This is a genomic window from Rhodococcoides fascians NBRC 12155 = LMG 3623, assembly GCF_001894785.1.
Lineage (GTDB): Bacteria > Actinomycetota > Actinomycetes > Mycobacteriales > Mycobacteriaceae > Rhodococcoides > Rhodococcoides fascians.
On the sequence record NZ_BCWW01000011.1, the window covers coordinates 97,656 to 119,769 of the forward strand.

The 22,114-nt window shown below is 60.1% G+C and carries 8 protein-coding genes; 6 read left to right on the plus strand and 2 right to left on the minus strand.

The annotated features are described in order from the left end of the window. The 6 genes from brxC to RFA01S_RS21685 all read left to right on the plus strand — a co-directional run bounded on the left by brxC (position 1) and on the right by RFA01S_RS21685 (position 15,195). Positions 1-3,468, plus strand: coding sequence for a BREX system P-loop protein BrxC (brxC, locus tag RFA01S_RS21660; RefSeq protein ID WP_032407000.1), 3,468 nt, complete (start codon positions 1-3; stop codon positions 3,466-3,468). Continuing rightward, positions 3,468-6,956, plus strand: a complete 3,489-nt coding sequence (pglX, locus tag RFA01S_RS21665) for a BREX-1 system adenine-specific DNA-methyltransferase PglX (RefSeq protein WP_032406942.1) — start codon at positions 3,468-3,470, stop codon at positions 6,954-6,956. The genes brxC and pglX overlap by 1 nt, the downstream gene beginning before the upstream one ends. A gap of 85 nt (positions 6,957-7,041) precedes the next feature. After that, positions 7,042-9,531 (plus strand): BREX-1 system phosphatase PglZ type A, encoded by a 2,490-nt coding sequence (pglZ, locus tag RFA01S_RS21670; protein WP_032406943.1) that lies wholly within the window; start codon positions 7,042-7,044, stop codon positions 9,529-9,531. 12 nt (positions 9,532-9,543) lie between these two features. After that, on the plus strand, positions 9,544-11,679 hold the full coding sequence (brxL, locus tag RFA01S_RS21675; RefSeq protein WP_081371389.1) for a BREX system Lon protease-like protein BrxL: 2,136 nt from the start codon (positions 9,544-9,546) through the stop codon (positions 11,677-11,679). Position 11,680: 1 nt separating this feature from the next. After that, a complete protein-coding gene (locus tag RFA01S_RS21680) occupies positions 11,681-13,129 on the plus strand; it encodes an SIR2 family protein (RefSeq protein WP_032406944.1) in 1,449 nt (482 codons plus the stop codon). An 11-nt stretch (positions 13,130-13,140) separates the two neighbouring features. Then, on the plus strand, positions 13,141-15,195 hold the full coding sequence (locus RFA01S_RS21685) for an ATP-binding protein (RefSeq protein ID WP_162182879.1): 2,055 nt from the start codon (positions 13,141-13,143) through the stop codon (positions 15,193-15,195). 273 nt (positions 15,196-15,468) lie between these two features. Here the strand turns inward: RFA01S_RS21685 and RFA01S_RS21690 are convergent, their stop codons facing one another. Together RFA01S_RS21690 and RFA01S_RS21695 are read right to left on the minus strand one after the other, a co-directional pair. After that, on the minus strand, positions 15,469-17,208 hold the full coding sequence (locus RFA01S_RS21690) for a DEAD/DEAH box helicase (protein ID WP_052060619.1): 1,740 nt from the start codon (positions 17,206-17,208) through the stop codon (positions 15,469-15,471). Continuing rightward, positions 17,205-22,100, minus strand: a complete 4,896-nt coding sequence (locus tag RFA01S_RS21695) for an AAA domain-containing protein (RefSeq protein ID WP_052060620.1) — start codon at positions 22,098-22,100, stop codon at positions 17,205-17,207. The genes RFA01S_RS21690 and RFA01S_RS21695 overlap by 4 nt, the downstream gene beginning before the upstream one ends. Between the last annotated feature and the right edge of the window lie 14 nt (positions 22,101-22,114).

The window sequence follows — 22,114 nt, forward strand, 5'->3', positions numbered from 1 at the left end:
ATGTTGCTGAACGAGATCTTCGCTAAGGACGTGCAACGTCCGATCGAGGGCGTCATCAAGGCGGACGACACTGCGCATCTGCGTACCGAGGTGGACGAGTACGTCCTGACCAATGAGGCAGCCAAAGGCCTTGAGCTTCTACTCGAGGCCTACACGAATTACACCAACGCCAACGGGGTGTGGATCTCAGGCTTCTTCGGTTCGGGTAAGTCGCACCTTCTGAAGATGCTCGCTCACCTTCTCGGCGACGTCGAGGGCCAGACGTTCGACCGCACCAAGGCCACGGAAAGCTTCCGCGCCAAGGCAGCTGGCGCTTTCCTGCCCGCCCTTCTGACAAAGGCCGAGCGCATCCCTGCCAAGAGCCTGCTGTTCAACATCGATCAGAAGGCCACGCTCATCACGAAGGATCAGACCGACGCCTTGCTGAAGGTGTTCGTGAAGGTCTTCGACGAGAGTCGCGGTTACTACGGAAACCAGGGCCACGTGGCTCGCTTCGAACGAGACCTCGACAACCGCGGTCAGTACGTAGCGTTCAAGGGCGCGTACAGGCGAATCTCTGGCCGTGACTGGACCCAGGGGCGCGAGGAGGGCGTTCTCGAAGAACCCAACGTCGCCGCGGCCTACGCCGAGGTGAGCGGTCAGGGAGGAGCACCGACCAACATCCTCACCAAGTACCGCAACGAGTACTCGGTTTCCATCGAGGACTTCGCCGAGGAAGTCACCACGTGGCTCAACAAGCAGTCCGACGGCTTCCGGCTCAACTTCTTCGTGGACGAGGCGGGCCAGTTCATCGGCTCGAACACCCACTTGATGCTCAACCTCCAGACGATTGCGGAGAGCCTCAACACCAAGTGCCAGGGCCGCGCGTGGGTGTTCGTAACCTCGCAGGAGGACATGGACAAGGTCGTCGGAGACCGAACCAAGCAACAGGGCAACGATTTCTCGAAGATCCAGGCGCGCTTCAAGACTCGCGTGAAGCTCACCAGCGCCGATGTCGAAGAAGTCATCCGCAAACGCCTGCTGGAGAAGAACGCGGCAGGTGCCGCCGCACTCAGCGTCATCTACAACAAGGAGGCGGCCAACTTCAAGACCCTGTTTGACTTCGTCGATGGGGCGAAGGGCTACCGCAACTACACCGACGAAGCTCACTTCGTCGGTACCTATCCGCTTGTGAGCTACCAGTTCCCGCTGTTTCAAGCGGCAATCGAAGGCATCTCCGATCACAACGTTTTCGAGGGGCGCAACAGCTCGGTGGGCGAGAGGTCGATGCTCGGCGTCGTCCAGCAGGTCGCCAAGGATATCGGCGACGTGGAGGTCGGTCGCCTGGCCACCTTCGACCACATGTTTGCCGGTATCCGAGCGTCGTTGAAGTCGGCGGCTCAGCGCTCCATCGACGTCGCTGAGCGAAACCTCGACAACTTGCTCGCGATCCGCCTCCTCAAGGCACTCTTCCTCGTCAAGTACGTCGAGAGCTTCCGGGCCACACCGCGCAACCTGACCGTGCTCGTCTATGACCGCTTCGGCCTCGATCTGCCCGCGTTGTCGGCGGAGGTCAAGGAAGCGCTCACGCTGCTGGAGGCGCAGACCTACGTCCAGCGTAACGGCACCATCTTTGAGTACCTGACCAATGAAGAGCAGGTCATCGAAGAAGAGATTAAGAACGTCGACTTCGACTCCTCCGAGGTGAGCGCACGACTCTCCAGGATGCTCTCTGGCGACGTCATCAAGACCAACAAACTCCGCTACGCAAAGAACGGTCAGGACTTCCCATTCGGCTTCAAACTCGACGACCAGATCCACGGCCCCCAACGGGAACTTTCAATTCACTTCATCACACCGGAGTACCCGTTCACGGCAGACGAGACGCGGATGCACAGCGCCGGGAAGGACGAACTGCGCGTCATCCTCGAGCCAGACGCTCGCGTGCTCGCAGATCTCCGCCTACTAATCAAGACGGAGAAGTACACGAAACGCAAGCAGACCAGCGCACTTTCGGCAATCGAGGATCAGATCCTTCGATCCAAAGCTGCTCAGAACGTCGACCGCGAGAAGGAACTCATTGGGCGTCTCCGTCGCGCCGTGGGTGAAGCTGCGCTGATCATCAACGCCACCGACGTCTCCTCGAGCTCGCAGGACGGGCTTGCCCGCGTGACCGACGGTTTCCAGGACCTCGTCAGCCGCACCTACACTCAGTTGAAACTGCTCGACGGCGTTACCTATGCCGAGCAGCAGGTGGCCGGGGCGGCTAATCCGGACAGCGGCCTCTTCGACCCCGCGGCGTGGACTAAGCTCGCCATTCCCGGCGAGGAGGTGCTGTCGTTCGTTCTCCGCAAGGAGGCACAAGGTGAGCAGGTCACCGTCAAGGCGATCGTCGACGCCTTCCAGGCAAAGCCCTACGGGTGGGACCTCGCCTCGATCGAAGTATTCGTGGCCTTCCTGATCGGTGCCTCGAAGGTGACCCTGACAGTGGACGGTAACGTCCTCAAGCGAAGCGAAGTGGCGGCTGTGCTTCGGAATACGCAGAAGCATTCGCACGCAGTCGTCGCTCCGCAGAAAACGTTCGACGAACGTAAAGTCACCGCCTTCCGAAAGTTCTGCACGGACTTCTTCGACGATGCCAACGCGCCAAAAGATCCCCTCGAGCTGGCCCGCTACGGTGCTAACAGGCTCAAGGTCAAGCTCGGCGAACTAAAGGCCGTCGCCACTGGCTCGAAGTACCCGTTCGTGGAGCAACTCCACGGCCCCATCGGTTTGCTCGACCAGGCAGCAGGCAAACCCAACGAGTGGTACCTCACCGACTTCAATCTTGGCGATGAACTACTCGACGCCAAGGAAAGCACCGCCGACCCGATCCAGTCGTTCCTCAACGGGGCGCAAAGTGCGATCTATGACGAGGCCGTAGCACTGCTCGCCACACACAGCAGCAACCTCAGGTATCTGCCCGACGGCAGTGACAAGAGTGTCCGGTCTGGGCTCGCGGACCCAAATGCTTTCCGGGGCAACCGGATGGCGCAGCTCAAGAAGACCACCGACGAACTTCGCAGCCTCATAGACGACGTCATCGCTGCCAACCGGGAGAGTGTCGCCACCTCGATCGAAGGACGCAGGATCGAGCTTGTCGCCGGCGCCTATTACGAGAAGGCCACCGCTGAAGCCCAACAGGGCGTCGTCCGGCGGATCGACCTGACGCTCTCGCGAATCGGCGCAGAGAGCCAGGTGGCCCTCATTCTGCAGATCGGAACCGACTTCGAGGCCAGCGTGTATCCCTCGCTGGTCGACCAACTGGCCGCGTCCCAACAGGCCAGCGGGGACGGTCCGCCCCCGAAGCAGACGGTGGCGGTCAAGTCCGTCGTTGTGCCAGGAGCCACTGGCGTCCTCGAAACAGAGGACGACGTCGACAACTACCTCACCGAGCTCCGTGAAGCGCTGCTCCAGACCCTAGACGACGGAAAGCGAATCTCACTCTGATGGAGACTGCACCACTCAAATCCTTCGCGACGTGGGCGCGCACCGCACTCATTCGCGAAGTCACCGCGCGCATCGCCGTCGTGCTAGCACCGGCGTCACCGGAGCGAGTCGAGCAGCCCACAATCGTTTCCGCCCTTGAGAAATCCGTCAACGCCGCAGGGGGTGGCGACAAGGGTCGGTCGGCCGTGGCGGACCGGGTCGCCTACACCTGGTTCAACCGAATCATCGCTCTGCGCTTCATGGACGCCAACGGCTACACCGGTATCGGAGTCGTCTCGCCCCAAATGGGAGTTGACGTTGGCCAGCCAGAGATCCTCGCCGAGGCGAAGCGAGGCAACATCGACCCCGAAGTAGTCGGCCAGAAGGCTCGTGAGACCGTCACGGCGCTGCTCAACGGAACCCGACGCAGTGACGACCCGCAGGGCGAGACCTATGCGCTGCTGCTCGCCGAGTACTGCCGCTACTGGAACCGCTCCATGCCGTTCATGTTCGAGCGTGCAGGCGACTTCACTGAGTTGCTCATCCCGGCCAACCTCCTCGCCGACGAGTCGGTGCTGAACCGTGCGACGAAGGTCCTGACATCGGACGTGTGCCAGGACGTCGAGGTGATCGGCTGGCTGTACCAGTTCTACATCTCGGAGCGGAAAGATGAGGTCTTTGCCGGCTTCAAGAAGAACAAGAAGGCTGGCGCGGATGAAATCCCGGCTGCCACTCAACTTTTCACACCGCACTGGATCGTTCGATATCTTGTCGAGAACTCACTCGGGCGACTGTGGATGCTGAACCGCCCGAACTCGCGCCTGATCGACCAAATGGAGTACTACATTGCTCCTGTCGATGTAGAAACCGACTTCCTCAAAATCGATAGCCCCGAAGAGCTCAAAGTCATTGATCCCGCCTGCGGTTCGGGTCATATGCTCACCTACGCTTTCGACCTGTTGTGGGCGATCTACGAGGACGAAGGCTACGCCCCATCTCAGATCCCCGGACTGATCCTTACAAATAATCTTTACGGCACTGAGATTGATCCACGGGCCGGGGCGCTCGCCGCCTTCGCGCTCACGATGAAGGCCCGCGCGAGGCAGCGGACGTTTTTCAACAATCAGGTCGAGCCAAATGTTTGCGTAATCGATCCGATCTCGTTCGACCTCAACGAGATCGACATTCTCCTCAGTTCGGGCGACGATCGCCAAGAGCAGATTTCCTTCTGGAACCAATTCGCGGATGCCGACACTTTCGGATCTCTGATCGAGCCCAACGCCGACCAGACTTCTGAACTCGCGCGTAATCTTGAAACCCTCGACGATAGCGGAGACCTGTTCAATGCTGACGTCATCTGCCGGGCCGAACGCGTCGTACGTCAGGCTGAATTCCTCGCGACGACGTACGCAGTCGTCATCACGAATCCTCCGTATATGGGTACCGGGAACATGAGCGGCTCACTATCTTTGTGGCTAAAGGCGAACTATCCAAGCACGCGCTTCGATCTAATGACTGCGTTCATGGCTAGAGCGTTGTCACTTTGTTTAAAAGGAGGCGTGGTCGGCATGATCAATCTGCCTTCTTGGATGTTCTTGAGTTCGTACATAACGATGCGGTCAGAGTTACTAAAACGGGCCTGCATTGCTTCGATGCTTCACCTCGGCCGAGGGGTCTTTGGCTCCGATTTTGGCTCGGTCGCATTCGTGATTTGCCGTCAACCGCCAGTGGCAGACACTGGGGGTTCGTACCGCCGACTGTTCGATACAAGCTCCGAAGTCCGGTCCAACTCGGTGATAGAGGCGCGCTTTCAGGAGCGTAACCGCGATCGATACGAGGTTCGACAAAAGGACCTTGAATCCCTTCCAGGGACGCCGATTGCCTACTGGCTGTCCCCAGCCATGCGAACAGCATTTCGTGTCGGCCAGCCGATGATCGAAGTGGCAGAGCCGCGCCAGGGGATGGCCACGGCGGAAAACGCCCGGTTCCTGCGCCTCTGGTTCGAGGTTTCAGGAGATAGGTTTGGTCGCGGTTGCACCCGTGAAGTCGCCCGCACAAGTTCCTTCAAGTGGTTCCCGTACAACAAGGGCGGGGAGTATCGGAAGTGGTACGGAAATCATGAATGGGTTGTGAACTGGCAGAACGATGGAGCTGAGCTCTACGCTGAACGACCCAAGGCTGTTGTTCGAAGCCCGCAAATGTACTTCCGCCCATCGGTCTCGTGGTCCAAGGTTGGAATCGGGATTCCGGCGTTTCGTTACTTCCCTGCCGGGTTCCTATTCGACGTGGCAGGCACGTCAATCTTCGCCTCTGAAGAGCGACTGCTTCAGATAGCTGCCATCTGTAACTCGAATGTAGTTCAGGCGATGCTGGCCGCAACGTCACCCACCTTGAATGTGGAGGTGGGAACTATCGCCCAGCTTCCTGTGGTTGAGGTCTCAAGGACTGTGACCGAGGCGGCCCACGAGTTGATCGGGATTCATCGCGATGACTGGAATAGGCAAGAAAACTCCTGGGATTTCTCAACTCTCGACCTTGTGGAGACGAGGGAGCTGACGGTTAATGGAGCCGTCCAGGCAGTTCTCAAGTTCGGGCGTCGCCTGGCCGATGAGGTCCGCACTCTCGAAACCGAGATGAACGCCGAGATTGCACAGGCATACGGCCTGGAGGAAGAAGTCAACCCGGACGTACCTCTTAAGCGCGTCACACTTAATGCCAATCCTGAGTTCCGCTACGGGGTGGGGCTCACTCAGACTGAGCTTGCGGCCCGTTTCGCAACGGACCGAGTGGGCGCCCTCATCTCATACGCCGTGGGTTGCATGTTTGGTCGCTACAGCCTGGACGAGCCGGGCCTGATCCTTGCAGACCAAGGCGCCACGTTGCAGGACTATCTAGCCAAGATTCCGTCGCCGTCGTTCGTGCCGGACGCAGACAATGTGCTCCCCGTCGTGGACGGTGATTGGTTCGAGGACGACATCGTTGCCCGGTTCCGGCATTTTCTTCGTGCGGCTTTTGGTGAAAAGCATTTCGAGGAAAACCTTCGGTTCGTTACCGAGGCGCTCGGGGTGAAGGAGTTGCGCGACTACTTCGTGAAGTCCTTCTACAAAGACCACATCCAGCGGTATAAGAAGCGTCCGATCTACTGGTTGTTCTCCAGTCCGAAAGGCTCGTTCAACGCGCTGATCTACATGCATCGTTACACGCCATCGACGGTCTCGACGGTGCTCAATGAGTACCTGCGCGAGTACAAGGCCAAGCTGGGGTCCAGCCTTCAGCATCATGAGCGCTTCGCCTCGGGCGGCGGTCCACCTCGGGAATCAGCTGCGGCTCAGAAAGAAGTGGACCGGCTCCGCAAAGTTCTGCTGGAGCTCGACGAGTACGAGCACGATGTGATGTATCCCTTGGCAACCAAACAGATCGAGATCGATCTGGATGACGGCGTGAAGACAAACTACCCGAAATTTGGTGCCGGGCTGAAAAGGATTATCGGGTTGGATGTGGCGGAATGACTCGAATCGCAGCCTTGGTGGTGAGCAACCCCCTAAATGGGACCGCTCACGTTGGTAAACCGTCGCGGCGAATTCGAGGTCTTCCATGAGTGGCATTCGTGATCACCTGGTGCGTCGATTCGAGGGAACACGGGTCGTGTTCTGGCATGACCCCGATGGCCAGTACACCGCAGACTTGGACGGTCTCGATCTGGTGGATGTGGAGACGCTCTGCGTCGCAGACAACGAGTACGGCATCAAGCAGCGGTTGCTGCACGACGAGCCAGCGGGCAAGTTTCTCGTCTACCGCTCTGGGCAGGTGCCTAGCGGGATCGGCAACTGGCTACTCGATCTGGAGCTGGCCTACGGAGTATTCACTGCGGATCGCACGTCCCTGGTCGCTCAAGAACTCGGTCTCACTGGGAACGGCATCGCTGAGGTCGTCCAGGCGCATGAGAAGTTCTTCAATGCCGGTAAACGCATTCACAGTCTAAAGGGGCTGCTGAAACCTGACGACGACCCGACAGTCGTGCGCGCCAAGATGACCGCGGTGGTGCTGGGCCTTAAGGATTCGCACAGTCTGTTGGAGGTCACCCGGACGCTTCTGATGGAGAACGCCAAGGGCATCCGAACGAAGTACGACGCCCTCGTCGACTACGCACTGGACGACTTCTATTGGCGCGGCGTCGCTTCCATCTATGGATACGAGTCTCCGACTCCGAGCATCGACGACTTCGTGTTGTGGACCTTTCGCAAGGCGATCGAAGGCTTTGCGTCGGAACGACCGGGCGGCCTGCAGAACATACAGCTCGATTTCGCCAGCCTCCGCAACGACCGGCGCAGCCAGGAGTCGCTCGCCACGCTCGCCAAGCGCGCGGCTGTCGACCTCGACTACGCCTCCTCCATCGAAGACGCGAGCTTCCGCGACCTCGCAGCGGTCGACCTATTCGAAGAGACTGACCAGAAGATCCTCAGCGACCTAGCACGCGCGGTGGCCGAGCGAACCGTCACCGCGCGAGAAGTCGCCGAGGTCGTGCGTGCGCGGCAGAGCAGCGTATGGATCGATGGTTATAAGCAGCTCTATACGGCGATCGCCTGCGCGTCAGAGTTGCTGACCGAACTGGTATCGCTGAACCTCGTTGCGCAGTCGTTCGACGAGGCACTGGAGCGGTACCGCCGCGAATGGTTCCGTATCGACCAACTCTATCGGCAGTTCACCTTCGCCTATCGCACCTACGAAGGCCCGCATCCGCTTGGACCGCTTCGTGACCGAGTTGAGAAGCGCTACACCAACACATTCGTCTACGAACTGGGCAATGCTTGGCAGCAGAAGGTCGACGATACGAGCGCGTGGACGTCGTCCGTCCTGCGATCGCAAACCTCCTTCTACGCCGACTATGTCGAGCCGCTGGTGCGCGACGGCGACAAGAAGGCGGTCGTCATCATCTCCGATGCGCTGCGTTACGAGGTGGCCGACGAGCTCGGCTCCCGCATCCGCCAGGAGGATCGTTTCGACGCCTCACTCGACGCGGTCCTCGGTGTCCTGCCTAGTTACACACAATTGGGAATGGCAGCACTGCTGCCTCACACCACCCTCAAGCACTCCGGTGACGCGAAGATAGTGCTGGCGGACGACCAGCCCACTAACGGAACAGTCCTACGCGGCAAAATCCTTAAGCACGTTGGTGGTTCGGCGATCCAGGCCGAGGACTTCAAGGCCTTGAGTGCTGACGAGCGCCGGGAGCTATTCAAAGCCAACCGGGTACTGTACGTCTACCACAACCGCATCGACGCCACCGGCGACAAGCCCGGCACCGAGCGGCAGGTCTTCGAGGCCGTCGAGGACTCCCTGCGCGACATCGTCGACCTCGTGAAGAAGCTGGCCAACGCCAACGCCACGAACATCTTCATCACGGCCGACCACGGATTCCTCTTCCAAGACGACGCCCTCGCTGATTCGTTCTTCCTCTCGACGAAGCCGCAGGGCGACGACATCAAGGTGGTCAACCGCCGCTACATCCTCGGGCGCGGCCTCAAGATCGACATCGCCTTCAACACGTTCACCTCTGCACAACTCAACCTCGGCAGCGACTTCGAGGTGCAGATCCCCAAATCGATTCATCGACTCCGACTACCCGGTGGCGGCACGCGATTCGTCCACGGCGGCTCCACACTTCAGGAAGTCGTCGTACCGGTTCTCGCTGTCAACAAGAAGCGCAAGACCGACACCCGCTTGGTCAACGTCGAGGTGTGGCCGGAGTCCGACAAGATCACCACGGGGCAGGTCGTCGTTCGCCTGTTCCAGTCCGAGCCGGTGAGCGACAAGGTCCAACCGCGCACCGTCCGTGCTGGCCTCTACGTCGGGGAAACCCTGATCTCGAACCAAATTGAATTGGCTTTCGATCAGTCCTCAACCGATAAGCGGGACCGCTACCAGAGCGCTCACATGTTGCTTAGCCAGGACGCCAACGACTACAACAACCGCGCGGTTGATTTCCGAATTGAAGAGCGCATCCCCAATACCAACCAATGGCGCGTCTACGCGAAGGCTATTTACACGTTGAAGCGTTCGTTTGCCTCGGATTTCGACTTCTAAGGAAGGTACGTGATGAGCGAAGTGGGTGAGCTAAGCGAGGAGGCCATGGACGACAGGGCTCCTGATCCACTGGCGCAGTCGGCGCTCGACCGCAAGATCAACGAGCACTTTGCCGGAGTCGTCGTGCGCAAGGACTTGGTCAAGGCGGTCAAGGGCAACGCAATCGTGCCGTCATATGTGCTGGAATATCTACTCGGTCAGTACGCCGCCTCTGACGACGAAGCCACCATCCAGGCCGGCATCGACACGGTCCGGCAGATCCTTGCCGATCACTACGTTCACCGGAATCAGTCCGAGCTGGTGAAGTCGACGATCCGAGAACGCGGACGCTACAAGATCATCGACAAAGTCACCGTCACCCTCAACGACAAGGACGACGTTTACGAAGCCACCTTCTCCAACCTCGGTATCAAGCAGGTTCTCGTCGAGCCGTCCACCATCACGGCCCATCCCAAGCTACTTGTCGGCGGCGTCTGGTGCATCTGCGACATCGAGTATTTCCACAGCGACAGCGCAAAGGTCGTGCCCTGGATCCTTGGGTCGATCAAACCTATCCAGCTGTCCAACTTCGACTTCGACGGCTACATCGCGGCGCGACGCGAGCTTACTACCGACGAGTGGATCGATCTGTTGATCCAGTCGATCGGATTTAACCCGGAATTGTTCGGCCGGCGCGCCAAACTGATCCAGCTCGTTCGTCTCATCCCGTTCGTCGAGCGCAACTACAACCTCGTTGAGCTCGGGCCGAAAGGCACCGGAAAATCGCACATCTTCTCGGAATTCTCTCCCCACGGCATGCTCATCTCCGGCGGCGAGGTCACCGTTCCCAAGCTCTTCGTCAACAACTCCAACGGCCGCCTCGGCCTGGTCGGCTACTGGGATGTCGTCGCGTTCGACGAGTTCGCCGGCAAGAAGAAGCGCACCGACAAAGCGCTCGTGGACATTTTGAAGAACTATATGGCGAACAAGTCGTTCTCCCGCGGCGTCGAGACTCTCGGTGCCGAGGCCTCGATGGTGTTCGTCGGCAACACGTCACACACCGTGCCCTACATGCTGAAGAACTCCGACCTCTTCGACGAGCTGCCCGAGAGCTACCACGACTCGGCCTACCTCGACCGTTTGCACTACTACATCCCCGGTTGGGAAGTCGACACCATCCGCGGCGAGATGTTCTCCGACGGTTACGGATTCGTCGTCGACTACATCGCTGAAGTTCTCAAGTCGATGCGAGACGCCGACTACTCGGACCGCTACCAGCAGCACTTCACGCTCGGCTCCGACATCTCCACCCGTGACCGCGACGGCATCCACAAGACGTTCTCCGGGCTGTCGAAGATCCTCTTCCCACACGGGGAAGCCACGAAGGACGAGGTCGAAGAGATCCTCCGGTTCGCCATCGAAGGCCGTAAGCGGGTCAAGGACCAGATCCTGCGGATCGACACCACAATGGCCAACGTCAAATTCGGCTACCTCGATAAGGCTGAGGAGTGGCACGCCGTCACTACACTCGAAGAGGACGAGTACCCGAGGTATTACCACCGGCTTCAGTCCGAAGTCGACGACAACAAGGGCTCGCCGGGCAGCTCGATCCATGAGCCCGAAGTGCCGGATACGCCACCTGTCAATACCGCGCCAAAACCGGAGCGACTCTTTGAGGGGCACCTCGAATTTCAGGAGAACCAGCGCGGCGTCTCCTACGAGACGTTGCTACTCCCGTACCTCCGTGGCGCAAGCGAGATCACCGTCGTCGATCCGTACATCCGGCTACCGCACCAAGGCCGCAACCTTGTCGACCTTCTCGCACTGCTGGCTTCAGCGAAGGACCCGGCCGACGAAATCTCGGTGACATTGGTGACGAAGGAAGACACCGGCGAGTTCCAGAGGCAGCATCTGTTGATGCTCAAGGACATTCAGGAGGGGGCAGCTTCAGTCGGGATCAAGTTCAACGTCGAGTGGGACGCGTCGATCCACGACAGATCGATCCGAGCGGACAACGGCTGGAAGATCCTCCTCGGTCGGGGCCTCGACATCTTCCAGAAGGGATCCGGCAGCCAGTTCGATATCGGTGCTCGGCGTCAGGAGTTCCGGCAGGTCGTTGCATTTGGGATCACCTACATCCGACAATCGGAGAGCGAGCACCATGCCTGAAATGCCCGAGGTGCCTGAGCCATCCCCGGTGGAGCCCGACGGCGAGACGGCGCAGGAGAATTCGGGAACGGTATCTGCACATCCTCGAGGACTATTCGTGGTCGGCGGTGTCGTCAAACAGCTGATCAAGACAGGCGACGCGCACGTAGTGCGCGAGCATTTGAGCTCACTCTTACAGGTGAACAACCTCGTCGTGCTTTTGGGGTCAGGGGCCTCGTTCCACCTCGGGTCTCCACAGACTCGCAACCTCACCAACGAGAGCGTGCTGAAGCTGATCACAAAGGCTGGAGGCGAACCAACCGACTCTGACGTGGAGCTTCTCAACATCATCAACCCAACCGACAGTGGTGACCTGGAGAGGCTACTCAACGGACTGCAACTCGCTTCCTCACTCGCAAGGCAAGCTGGTCAAGACTCAGTTGCACTCGGCACTGGGGAGGCCACCCAGGCCTACCCGAAGGAGCAGGTCGAACGTCTCCGCCGAAGCATCAACCGGGCGCTGGCAGAAGCTTGTCGTCTGCCATCTGATGCAGCGGCACTTGACCCGCCGTTCGACGCAGACCCGTTCCACGCACACCGGACCTTCTTGTCACGGATCGTGCGCAGCCGGCGGTCAAACCTCCCGCGCCCGAGCATCTTCACGACCAATTACGACCTCGTGATCGAGCAAGCTCTCGATGAACTCGGATATCCGTACATCGACGGCTTCAGCGGTACTGTGGATCGGCGCTTGAACCTGGCGTATTACGGACTGGACTTCCACCGAGTCGAGACGAGCACCCAATCGGTTGTCGCAAGGGCAGAGGGAGCTGTGTACCTCCACAAAGTGCATGGCAGTCTCAACTGGCGCTCATCCATTGAGCGGGACCCTCTCACCGGCCTCGAATCACTGGAGGTCAAGCAGTTCGCCGATATGAACGCCGGAGACGACCTTGTGCTCATTTATCCGACCGCTTCTAAGGAGGCTGACTCGTTGGCCTACCCGTATTCCGACCTCCTGCGCCTTCTCGGAGACGCTGTACAGCAGGACGACACCGCAGTCCTCGCAATCGGATACGGCTTCGCCGATCCGCACATCAACCGCCTCCTGTTGCGCAGTCTTGCCAGTAATCCAGCACTCAACGTCTTTGTTGCCGACCCCAAGGCTGTGCTGACCGACGAAGATGTGGTGGCGGTTACGGACAACACAGATAACCTGGGCAGGGCGTTAACCGAAACCGGCGGGAACCTGAAATCGACGGCGATTGCAGCGCTTGCAGCCGCAGCCGATTCGCGTATCGCGGTCCTCACCGGAGACCTCGGTAAATTCTCTGAACTCGCCGAGTTGATGCCGGACATGAGTAGGCACGGACGCGTGCGTCCACCTGCGGCGATCACGAGCCTCATCGAGGCCCTGGAGCGGGCATCAAGCGGAGTTGTACCGCCTCTCCCTGGGATTGATCCCGCGTGAGGGACGTAGGTGTGATCGGGCGGATCATCGATGTTCGCAGCACCACGATCCGCGTCGGGTTGGAGGTCGGCGCAAAGGGCTTCACCAAAGTTGGCCCCGACGGTGTTCAGACAGTAGGTGTTGTCAACTCATACATCACCGTGCCAGCCGGAGCGCACCGCGTCGTGGGAATTGTCACCGCTGTGTACATCAGCGGGCGTCAGGATCCCAAGGCGCACATCGGATTGCTGAGCCAGGACGATACGGCTACCTACGAACTGGAAGCCACTGTCGTAGGGCGGTTCGAGGGAGACAAGTTCAAGTCTGGGCTAACCGGTTACCCACCGCTACACGCGCCCGTACAGGCGGCGACTCCCCACGAAGTCAAGGATATCTTCCATCCCAGAGGGGGCCTTGCGCTTCGGATCGGAACATCAGCTGTGGCCAGCGAACAGTCGGTCTACCTGGATGCGAATCTACTGCTAGGGCATCACTGTGCGGTTGTCGGTTCAACCGGTTCCGGCAAGTCATGCACCGTAACAGCCATCATTGATGGCCTTCTCGATCACGCGATACCTAACGGGCACATCGTCATCTTTGATATCAACGGTGAGTACGCTCAATCGTTTTCCACGTCGAGCGCCCGAGGCAAGAAGACGCGGCCCTTGATCCTCGGTCCTCGTCCAGGACCTTCGAGTGGCCTCTTCCTTCCGCATTGGTTCTTGAACAACGAAGAGCATCTGACGATGTTCAAGGCAAGCGAAGGCGTTCAAGCACCCGTTCTTCAGCGCTCGATTGCAGACGCACGTGTCGCTGGCACAGCGACCAATTTGGAGCTGCTCCGCCTACAGAATGTCTTGAGTTCAATGGTGATCACCGAGGGAGCGTTCTCAAACACCAGATCGGGCTCAGATACGACCTTTGCACAACTTGCAGGGATGCAGACCCTAGTTCACGACGTAGCGAGCCAGACGAGTGCGTGCTCTGCCCTGTGGGCCCAGATCAAGCACATCCTCGACACGGGAATCCCGCTGGCCGACGTTCAAAATGTCCAGTGGACACCATTGACGGCACCCCAACGGGATGTCCTTGCGCGCATGTTCTTTCGAATGAGGGGTCACATCCGGGAAGCGTTCGGCATCTTGGGCATGGGAAGTGCCCAGGCAGCACCGGATTTCGATGCGCCCGTGTATTACTCCCTTCAGGATCTCTGCGACCTATTCCTCCCTAATCGCATCCAATTGGAACAGGCGGTCGACAACAAGATCGCGGGCTACGTGGCAACGCTGCAGATGCGACTGAGCCGCCTTCTGGCTGATGGGCGCTACGACTTCATCACGCGCGTCGAGAAACATGCCGACCCGCTCGGCAACTACCTCAAGGCCCTAATGGGCGTCGATCCGACCGGAGGGAAATCCGACTCCGACTGGCCGGCGACGGACGCCTACCGCGCCCAGGCAGTCACCCATGGCTCGGGGCCGTCAGTCACGATATTCGACCTGAGCCTGGTCGCCGACGACGTGCTTGAAAACGTCACCGCTCTTCTCGGCCGGATCCTGTTCGACTTCGCGGTGCGAAGCCAGCCCCGAGCTGAGCATCCACTATTGCTGGTGCTGGAAGAGGCCCACCGATTTATCCCTTCCCGGCGCGACCTCGACGGGTCCGGCAGTCGCTCGGCAGCGGTCTTCGAGCGAATAGCTAAGGAGGGCAGAAAGTTTGGGCTGTCACTGCTCCTGGCAAGCCAGCGACCGAGTGAACTGAGCGAGACTGTCGTCGCCCAGTGTGGAACCGTTATCGCGCACAGGCTCACTCACGAAGCGGACCAGAGCTTGCTGCGGCATGCGACCGCCCTGAGTTCCCGCGCGCTACTCGACCAGCTGCCTAGCCTCGCGCAACAGCATGCCCTTGTGACCGGTGTCAGCACCGGTGTGCCAGTCTCGGTCCGCGTCCGTGATGTCGATGACCCGCCGAAGAGTAATGATCCAGACTTTATGAGCACTTGGGGAGAAACCGAGAAGTTATCCGGGCTCGAGGAACATATTGATCGGGTGGTCAAGGACTGGCAGGGCGACGAGCCGTCGAATTGATGTCGGCGGGGAGCGCCGCGATAGTTCGAGAACCCTGTCGGGGTGCGATCGCAACACGCCGGAACTATGGACGAAACCCGCATTCGGTCGGTTAGGTCAGCGGAGACCTGGACAACGCCAACCGCCGCTACCCAATTCTGGATGCACGCATCGCCTGCCACGGTCACGTTTCATACTGATGTCCATCATCCGGGATGACCAAGAACACTCGGTATTCGTCTGCACTAAGCTGAACTTTGTCGTGTCTTCCTTTTGCCTACTTATTGTGCGGCTTTACATTGCTTGCGACTGAGACTGAGCGACCGGCGCCGCAGAAGGCATTGCACTGTTGCCCTCTAGCGACTCGAACCTACGTATAGCGTCGATCCCTTTTTCTCGTATTTTGGCCACGTTTTCGATCGGAATGCCTTCTGATCTCGCCACTGTCATCACCGATCGACGCTGTTGCCCGCCCAAACCGAAGACATCGACGAGAATCCGAGCCTCCTTTGCTGTCAACGTCGCGGCATATCGCAACATCAAATCGAGATTGCCGGAAGCACCGCTCAAATCTGAGATTGAATCCGCTTGCACTGCGGTCGGGCTCGGCACAGTGGTAGGTGAGACAGCGGCATCATGATCCCTCCCTTGGGACCGGGACAGTTCACCACTGGCACCAGGCTCGATGAACGTCGGAGGCTTGGAGGGGACCCGGACCGGTTCCGGTTTGGGTTCGACGGGTCGCGTCAGCCATCCCGTGAGTAGCGTCGGCGCTTGCGCGATGGGGACATCAACCTGCTCCTCAGCAATCTCGAGGAGTTGCTCCAAGAACGCCTCGTGCGCGCCGAGCGCCGGGTCTTCCATGGTCCCCGGGACGTACATGATCACGAATGCCGCTGCCCGGTCTCCGGGCTTGAGCCGCAGTACCCGACCCATGCGCTGAATCATCTGCCGACGGGAACTGCTGCTGGCGATGATGACGCCGACATCGACGGCAGGAACGTCGATTCCCTCGTCCAGCACCCTCGGTGCGACGAGGTTTGTCAGTGCTCCGCTACGGAACTGCTGCAAAACGCGGGTTCTGGCCAGTCGGTCCAGTCCGCTGGAGTAAGCACTGGACTGCACGCCACGCTCACACAATATTGCCGAGCCGGCCTCAGCCGAAGCCTTCGTCTCGGAGAACACGATCGACCGGTCCGACTTCGCCAACGCCGATGCCAACGTGCCGAGCGCATCGATCTTGCCCTGGCAGTCCGCCAGCAACGACCGCCGCTTGCTGAATGCCGACAAGTACCGGCTGGCGAGTCGTCCTTCTGGGAGATCTCTTTGTTCGGCGAGCTTCGTCACGGTCTTCATGAACTCACCGAAAGGCGATGCGACACAGTCGTATTTGTTGATCAGATTCTTGCGCGAATCTCTTGCGATCGCATCGTGTTCCTCGAACTTGGCACGTTCGTCTGGTGTGAAGTCGATGGCAACCGTCATCACGCGGACCGGAGCAAGGACGTTGTCTCTCCGCCCACGGGCAAAGTCGCATCCTGCGATCTTCGTCCGGAAATACGGGAGGATGTGCGTGTCCACACCTTCGTCCTGGCGCTCCAGCGTGGCCGTCAATCCGAGACGATGATCGAACCTATCGGTGAAGACCCGCGCGAACCCATCGGTGCCATAGCGGTGGACTTCGTCCGCGATCATCAAGGCACCGGGACGCGGCTGAGGTGCACCCTTCATGATCGCCGACTGAATTGTGGTGATCAGAACGCTGCTGTGCCGGAAGTCATCCCGATGGCCATTCCCCCGCCTACCGACCGATACCGAGGGAAGTTGCTGTTTGACCTCCGTGTGCCACTGTTCGAGGAGGTCGATGGTCGGCACCACAACGAGGACCTGTTGGTTCAGGCTCCGCGCCGACACGATCGCAGCCACACCGACCCGTGTTTTACCAGTGCCTGTGACTGCTTCGACGATGGCGCGATTGCCAGCCCCTCGCCAGGCCTCGAATGCTTCCTTCTGCCAAGCCCTCAGTTCCGTCATGATGCCGCGTCCTCGGGTCGTACCCATTCGGCAACGCCGTTGGGCCGCTGTCTGCGCACGAGCTTCTTTGTCAGTTCCAAGTCTGCGAGCAGTTGCTGAGCAGCGATCGGGTTCATGCCTGTGATCAACGAGCAACGCCGCAACGTCAGTGGCGCATCACGACGCGCTGCAGCCACTGCGATGACGCGCCCCGTCGAACGGGAAGCCGCGGGTAGCGATGCCAATGCCGCTTGCACCGCGGCAGGGAGCGTTTCGATACCGACCCCCGCTGTAGCCGCGGCAGCAGGTGCTGTCGAAACGACGGGCTTTTTCGACGGTGCCCGTTTCGGCATGACTGCTGGCGAAGGACGCGTCCTGACAGGCTCGCGCTTGACCGGGGTGCTCCGTCGTGGGGTCGAGTATCGAGAGTCGACCCGAATCTCGCGCGAACCGTCGAACTTCGGCGGTCGTGTCTCTCCCGGCTCGAGCTCGACGACCTGAACGGAAGTCGATCGGACTGGATATTTTTCCTCGATTATGGTGGGCAACGGCGCGACCACGGTATCCACAACAGGAGCAGGAGTCACCGGCTTCTCGTCAGGAAGGGCGTCCTCGCTGGAATTCGCACTCAGTACAACCGGTTTCCAATTCGCATCCCGATTAGCGTCAGCAATCTCTACTTCGCCGGGAAGAATTCCGACCGCGTCCAGAATCTCGATGATCGGGGCGAGTGCCATCTCCACGTCGACGACGACCTGGGACGCACGCACTCTTCCGAACGTCCACCCACACCGCTTCAAATCCATTTCTCGGCGGAGGCGTTCGACAACAACGTCTCTCGAACGCATACGGTCGTCGTCGCATTCGATCGCGACCTTCGATGCGACACCGGTGACCACCAGATCCAGGACGAGTTCGTTGATCTCGATCGCAGGATTGACGTGGTATCCGCGATCACGCAGGGCGACGAACACCCTTTGCGCCGTCATCGATAGGAAATCGCTGTGGAGGGCTTTCTCGTCGACAACCTGCGGCATCTCCGGAACCGGGACAGTGGGGGCAGCTTCCACATAGGTGAGCAGCGATGCCCGCAGGTCCATCGGCGAGAGGTCCTCTGCCCGGACAGAATGGAACAGCCACACCTGGTCTCGTGCACGAGTTGCCGCAACATTGAAACGGCGCTGCCAGGATTCGCTGGTGAGCGCATTGCTCGACGATCCCGCGCCGACGACCATCGACACGAACACAACGTCCCGCTCATCACCCTGGAATTCGGGTGCCGTTCCCACGCGTAAACGCAGATTGTCCCGCTGCTCGGCCGGGATACGCTCCGAGATCAGCGAGCGGATCAACTCGACCTGCGCGCGGCTCTGCAAGACGACGACTCCGAAAGTCATACCGTCGTAGTCAGGATCGGAGATGCACCCGCACAGTCTCTCGACGAGGCCACGTGCTTCGATCTCGTTGACCAAGGTCGCACTCGACCCCGTCGTTTCAGCGCCCTCGACGTAGGTCGACACGAGCGGTTGCAGGCGTTCCGCTCCGAACTGTCGAACAGGAATCAGCGGAGTGTCTCGATAGAACTGCTGCGACGACCATTCGATGATCTCCGGCATGGACCGGAAGTGCTCACGTAGCCGTACACGCTGGTTGTACCGGCTCCGGAAAAGCGAGAACAGGCTCGAGCGAGGGCTGAAATTGTTCCGGACGTGCATCGGTAGATCTCCGAGGTGAGAGTCCAGACGCTCGAAAACAGTGTCGTCGGAGACCTGCTGTATTCGATCCGGTGCGCACTGCTTGTCGTCGCCCACCACGATCACCCGCGGTGCGAGCCACATCAGAAACAGACTGCTGACGTCGGCCTGACTCGCTTCATCGACAATCACGACGTCGAAGACGTTCTGCTGCGCGGGAATCGAAGACAGAACCTGCCCGATCGGCATGATCCACGCCGGCACAGCGCTCTGCGCTTCCTGCATTGCTGCCCGCGCGGCGGCTCGGTAACGCTGTGCGATTTTGGTACTGCCAACACCGATATTGCTGATGCTCTCCTGGTATGTGCGGAGCGCCTGCATCTGCCGTGACGTCATGCGCTGCAGACACTCTCGCCATGCTTTCTCGGCCGCCAGTGTCGCTGTGAGCTGGGAGATCTCTCCATCTACATCGTCGTACAGATCGTCCAAGTTCGAAGCCTCGGGACGGACGAGACGCTGCTCGACGTGCTGGTTCGCCCACCTCCACGCCCATGAGTCCTCGAAATCGCCGGCAACAGCCACCCAGTCGGTGACGCGGTCGCTCGTGACCAGATGACCAAGTGTCGGTGCTGCTGCATCGAGATCCCGCAGCAATATGTCCATCGACAACTGTTGCTGCTGTTCGACACTCGCGCGTGCGTATCCACGGACCGCAGCGTCGAATGCCTCGCGGTCGGCGGTGCGGAGCGCATCCGAGAGTGCGAGCGCTTCTGTGCTGTTCGCCCCGCCGGTGGCAGCGTCGAAACCATCGGCGACGATCACAAGCCGCTCCAGCGCGTCGCGTGCATTCGCGCCCGCCAGCGCCTTCTCGATATCCGACAACAGTCCTTCCACGCCGTCGAGCGTTCGTAGTGCCACCTGGTCTTCGAGCTCATCCGAGATTGTTGCAATACGCTCGACGACGTCCTGCACCAATACCACGTTGCGAACTGCACCGTCCACCTCGTTGATACGCGCCGCGCGACTCTCTCGGCCCGGAAGGCGAATACCGATGTCCGCCAATAACGATGCGGCCTCGTCTACCGAACGAAGCGCACGAATATGTTCTGCAACAAGGCGGTACGCATGGCCTCCTTGCGCCGGAACGCCATCGACTGTGGCCGTTACGGCCAGTTCGTCGACCGCGGTCTGCTCCTTCGGCATCCGCAACCACCGAAGGGTGTCGAACCGTCCTTCTGTGTAGAGACGCGCGGCGGCGTCGTACGTCTCCAGAGCAACGAGATCGGCTCTGTCGACGACCACATTCGCTGTACCGACCAATGCGTCGGCAGATTTCGCGTCGTCGAGCAGGGCTGACGCCCCGATTGCCCTCGTCCACAGGTAACCGAGCGAACCGGACAACACACCGTCCAGGACGGCGCGGAGGTCCCCATCCAGCTGCGTGCCGCGCGCAAGAACCTGACGAGACAGTGCTGCGAGTCGGCGCAGCTCCGCCGTCGGGAGATCAGCCAGTGCAGATACCGAAGCCCGACTGCTTGCACCGTCGCACAGTCGAGTGACCACGGTCTTGCTCGGTAGCACCGTTGACAGGTCCGGAAGAGACTGTTCGCGGCGATCCGCCGCATGAAGCTCGCTCTCGACCAGCAGACCCGCGAGTTCAGCAAATTGTGCCGAGGTGATTGGCGGCGACTCCTTATAGAGCGGACCCGGCACCCAGGACAGCTCTGCGGCCGACGCAGCAAGCTGCAAGGCCACTCCCGACATCGTTCCGTCGTAGTGCGAGCCGAAATTCTGGACCTCGGACTCGTCGGACCTCGTCGACGTCAGCGCTTCTTCCAGGGTGTACTTCTTGTTGATCGCTCGGTAACGGTCCCCGGCGATTCGCTCTATGTGCCGGTCCGCCTGCGCGATCTCGAAATCCGCAAGACGGCCGGCAATAACCGAGACACTGTGGTCGAGTTCCTCCGACCCGCCCTTCGCAAGGTCGGTGATCGACACACACAGATCTTGCAGTTCCGCCGGCAACTTGTCTCGTAGCACTCGCAATGCCTGCGACTTCTCACTGGTAACGAGAACTCGCTGCCCCTGAGCCAGCAACGCAGACATCAGGTTTGCGATGGTGTGGGTCTTTCCCGTTCCAGGCGGCCCTTCGACAACCACACCTGTGTCGTGTGAGAGCTTTTCCATGATGCTGGACTGCGCACGGTTAGCGGCAAGTGGAAACAGGATCTCGGGCGTCGGCTCTGAGGTGGGACGCGCCAACCAGTCGAGCCGGTCTGTCGACTCGATGCTTTCGACGAGCTGTTGAAGTCCTAACGGGACATCGGCACCGTCGTTCAACGCAGCAATCATGGCGTCGTAGTAGGAGACGAGCGCAAAGCCGGTTCGACGACGAAGCAGCAACGCAGGTGACTCTCGAACCGTCCCGCGTCGCGCAGCAGGCGGAAGATGCCGATCGGCGATGTACGTGATGCTGGAGATGGCCGAATTCGACCACTCCTTCAGAATTGCGGATGCAGAACTTGCGATCGGCGAGCCCGCGACGTCGCCCAGTTTCTGTGCAAGGGATGCTGCTGACGCCGTGCGGAGTCCATTGAGCCCGAGCAACAGTTGCCGGTCTTCGAGCCGAGGGCTGCTTCCAGCCGTCAACTTCACCAGCAGATCCCCGGTGTCCTCGTCTCTGATGACCTCCACAGGTTGCGTCACTAGGTGGGAATCGATGGACACTCCGGACACTGTCGCCGACAGGAGTCCTGATGCCAGAACGACTTCGACCGTCTCCGGCTGTGTGTGCGACTCTTCTCGCATTCGATCGACCGACAAGTACAGCTCGGCCAGCGGACGTTTCGTCGCGTCGTCGGCCGCCCACACCTGCCATTCGTTGAGCCACGATCGAAACAGCTCGGACTCGGCTGCAACGGCTCCGCGCGCGAGTGTCGGCGGTTGGGCGGCACGGTCGATCGGACCTTGCACCGCATCGACGAGCTGCTCGGGCAGTTGCGGGGGAGGTTCGACACTGACGCGGACAACTCTGACGACTGTGTCGCCTGCCGTTGCGTTGGCATCGACCTGGACATCGCGGTCCCGCCGATACAACCACTCGAGCCGAGTCGTCGGCCCGTAGGCGCGAACCGGTTTGGACTGAGCCGAGACCGTCTCGCGCAAGAACTCGAGCAACCGACGGACTCGCCCGCCGACCTCATCGCTGTGAACGGTCACCGCACTCCTCACTC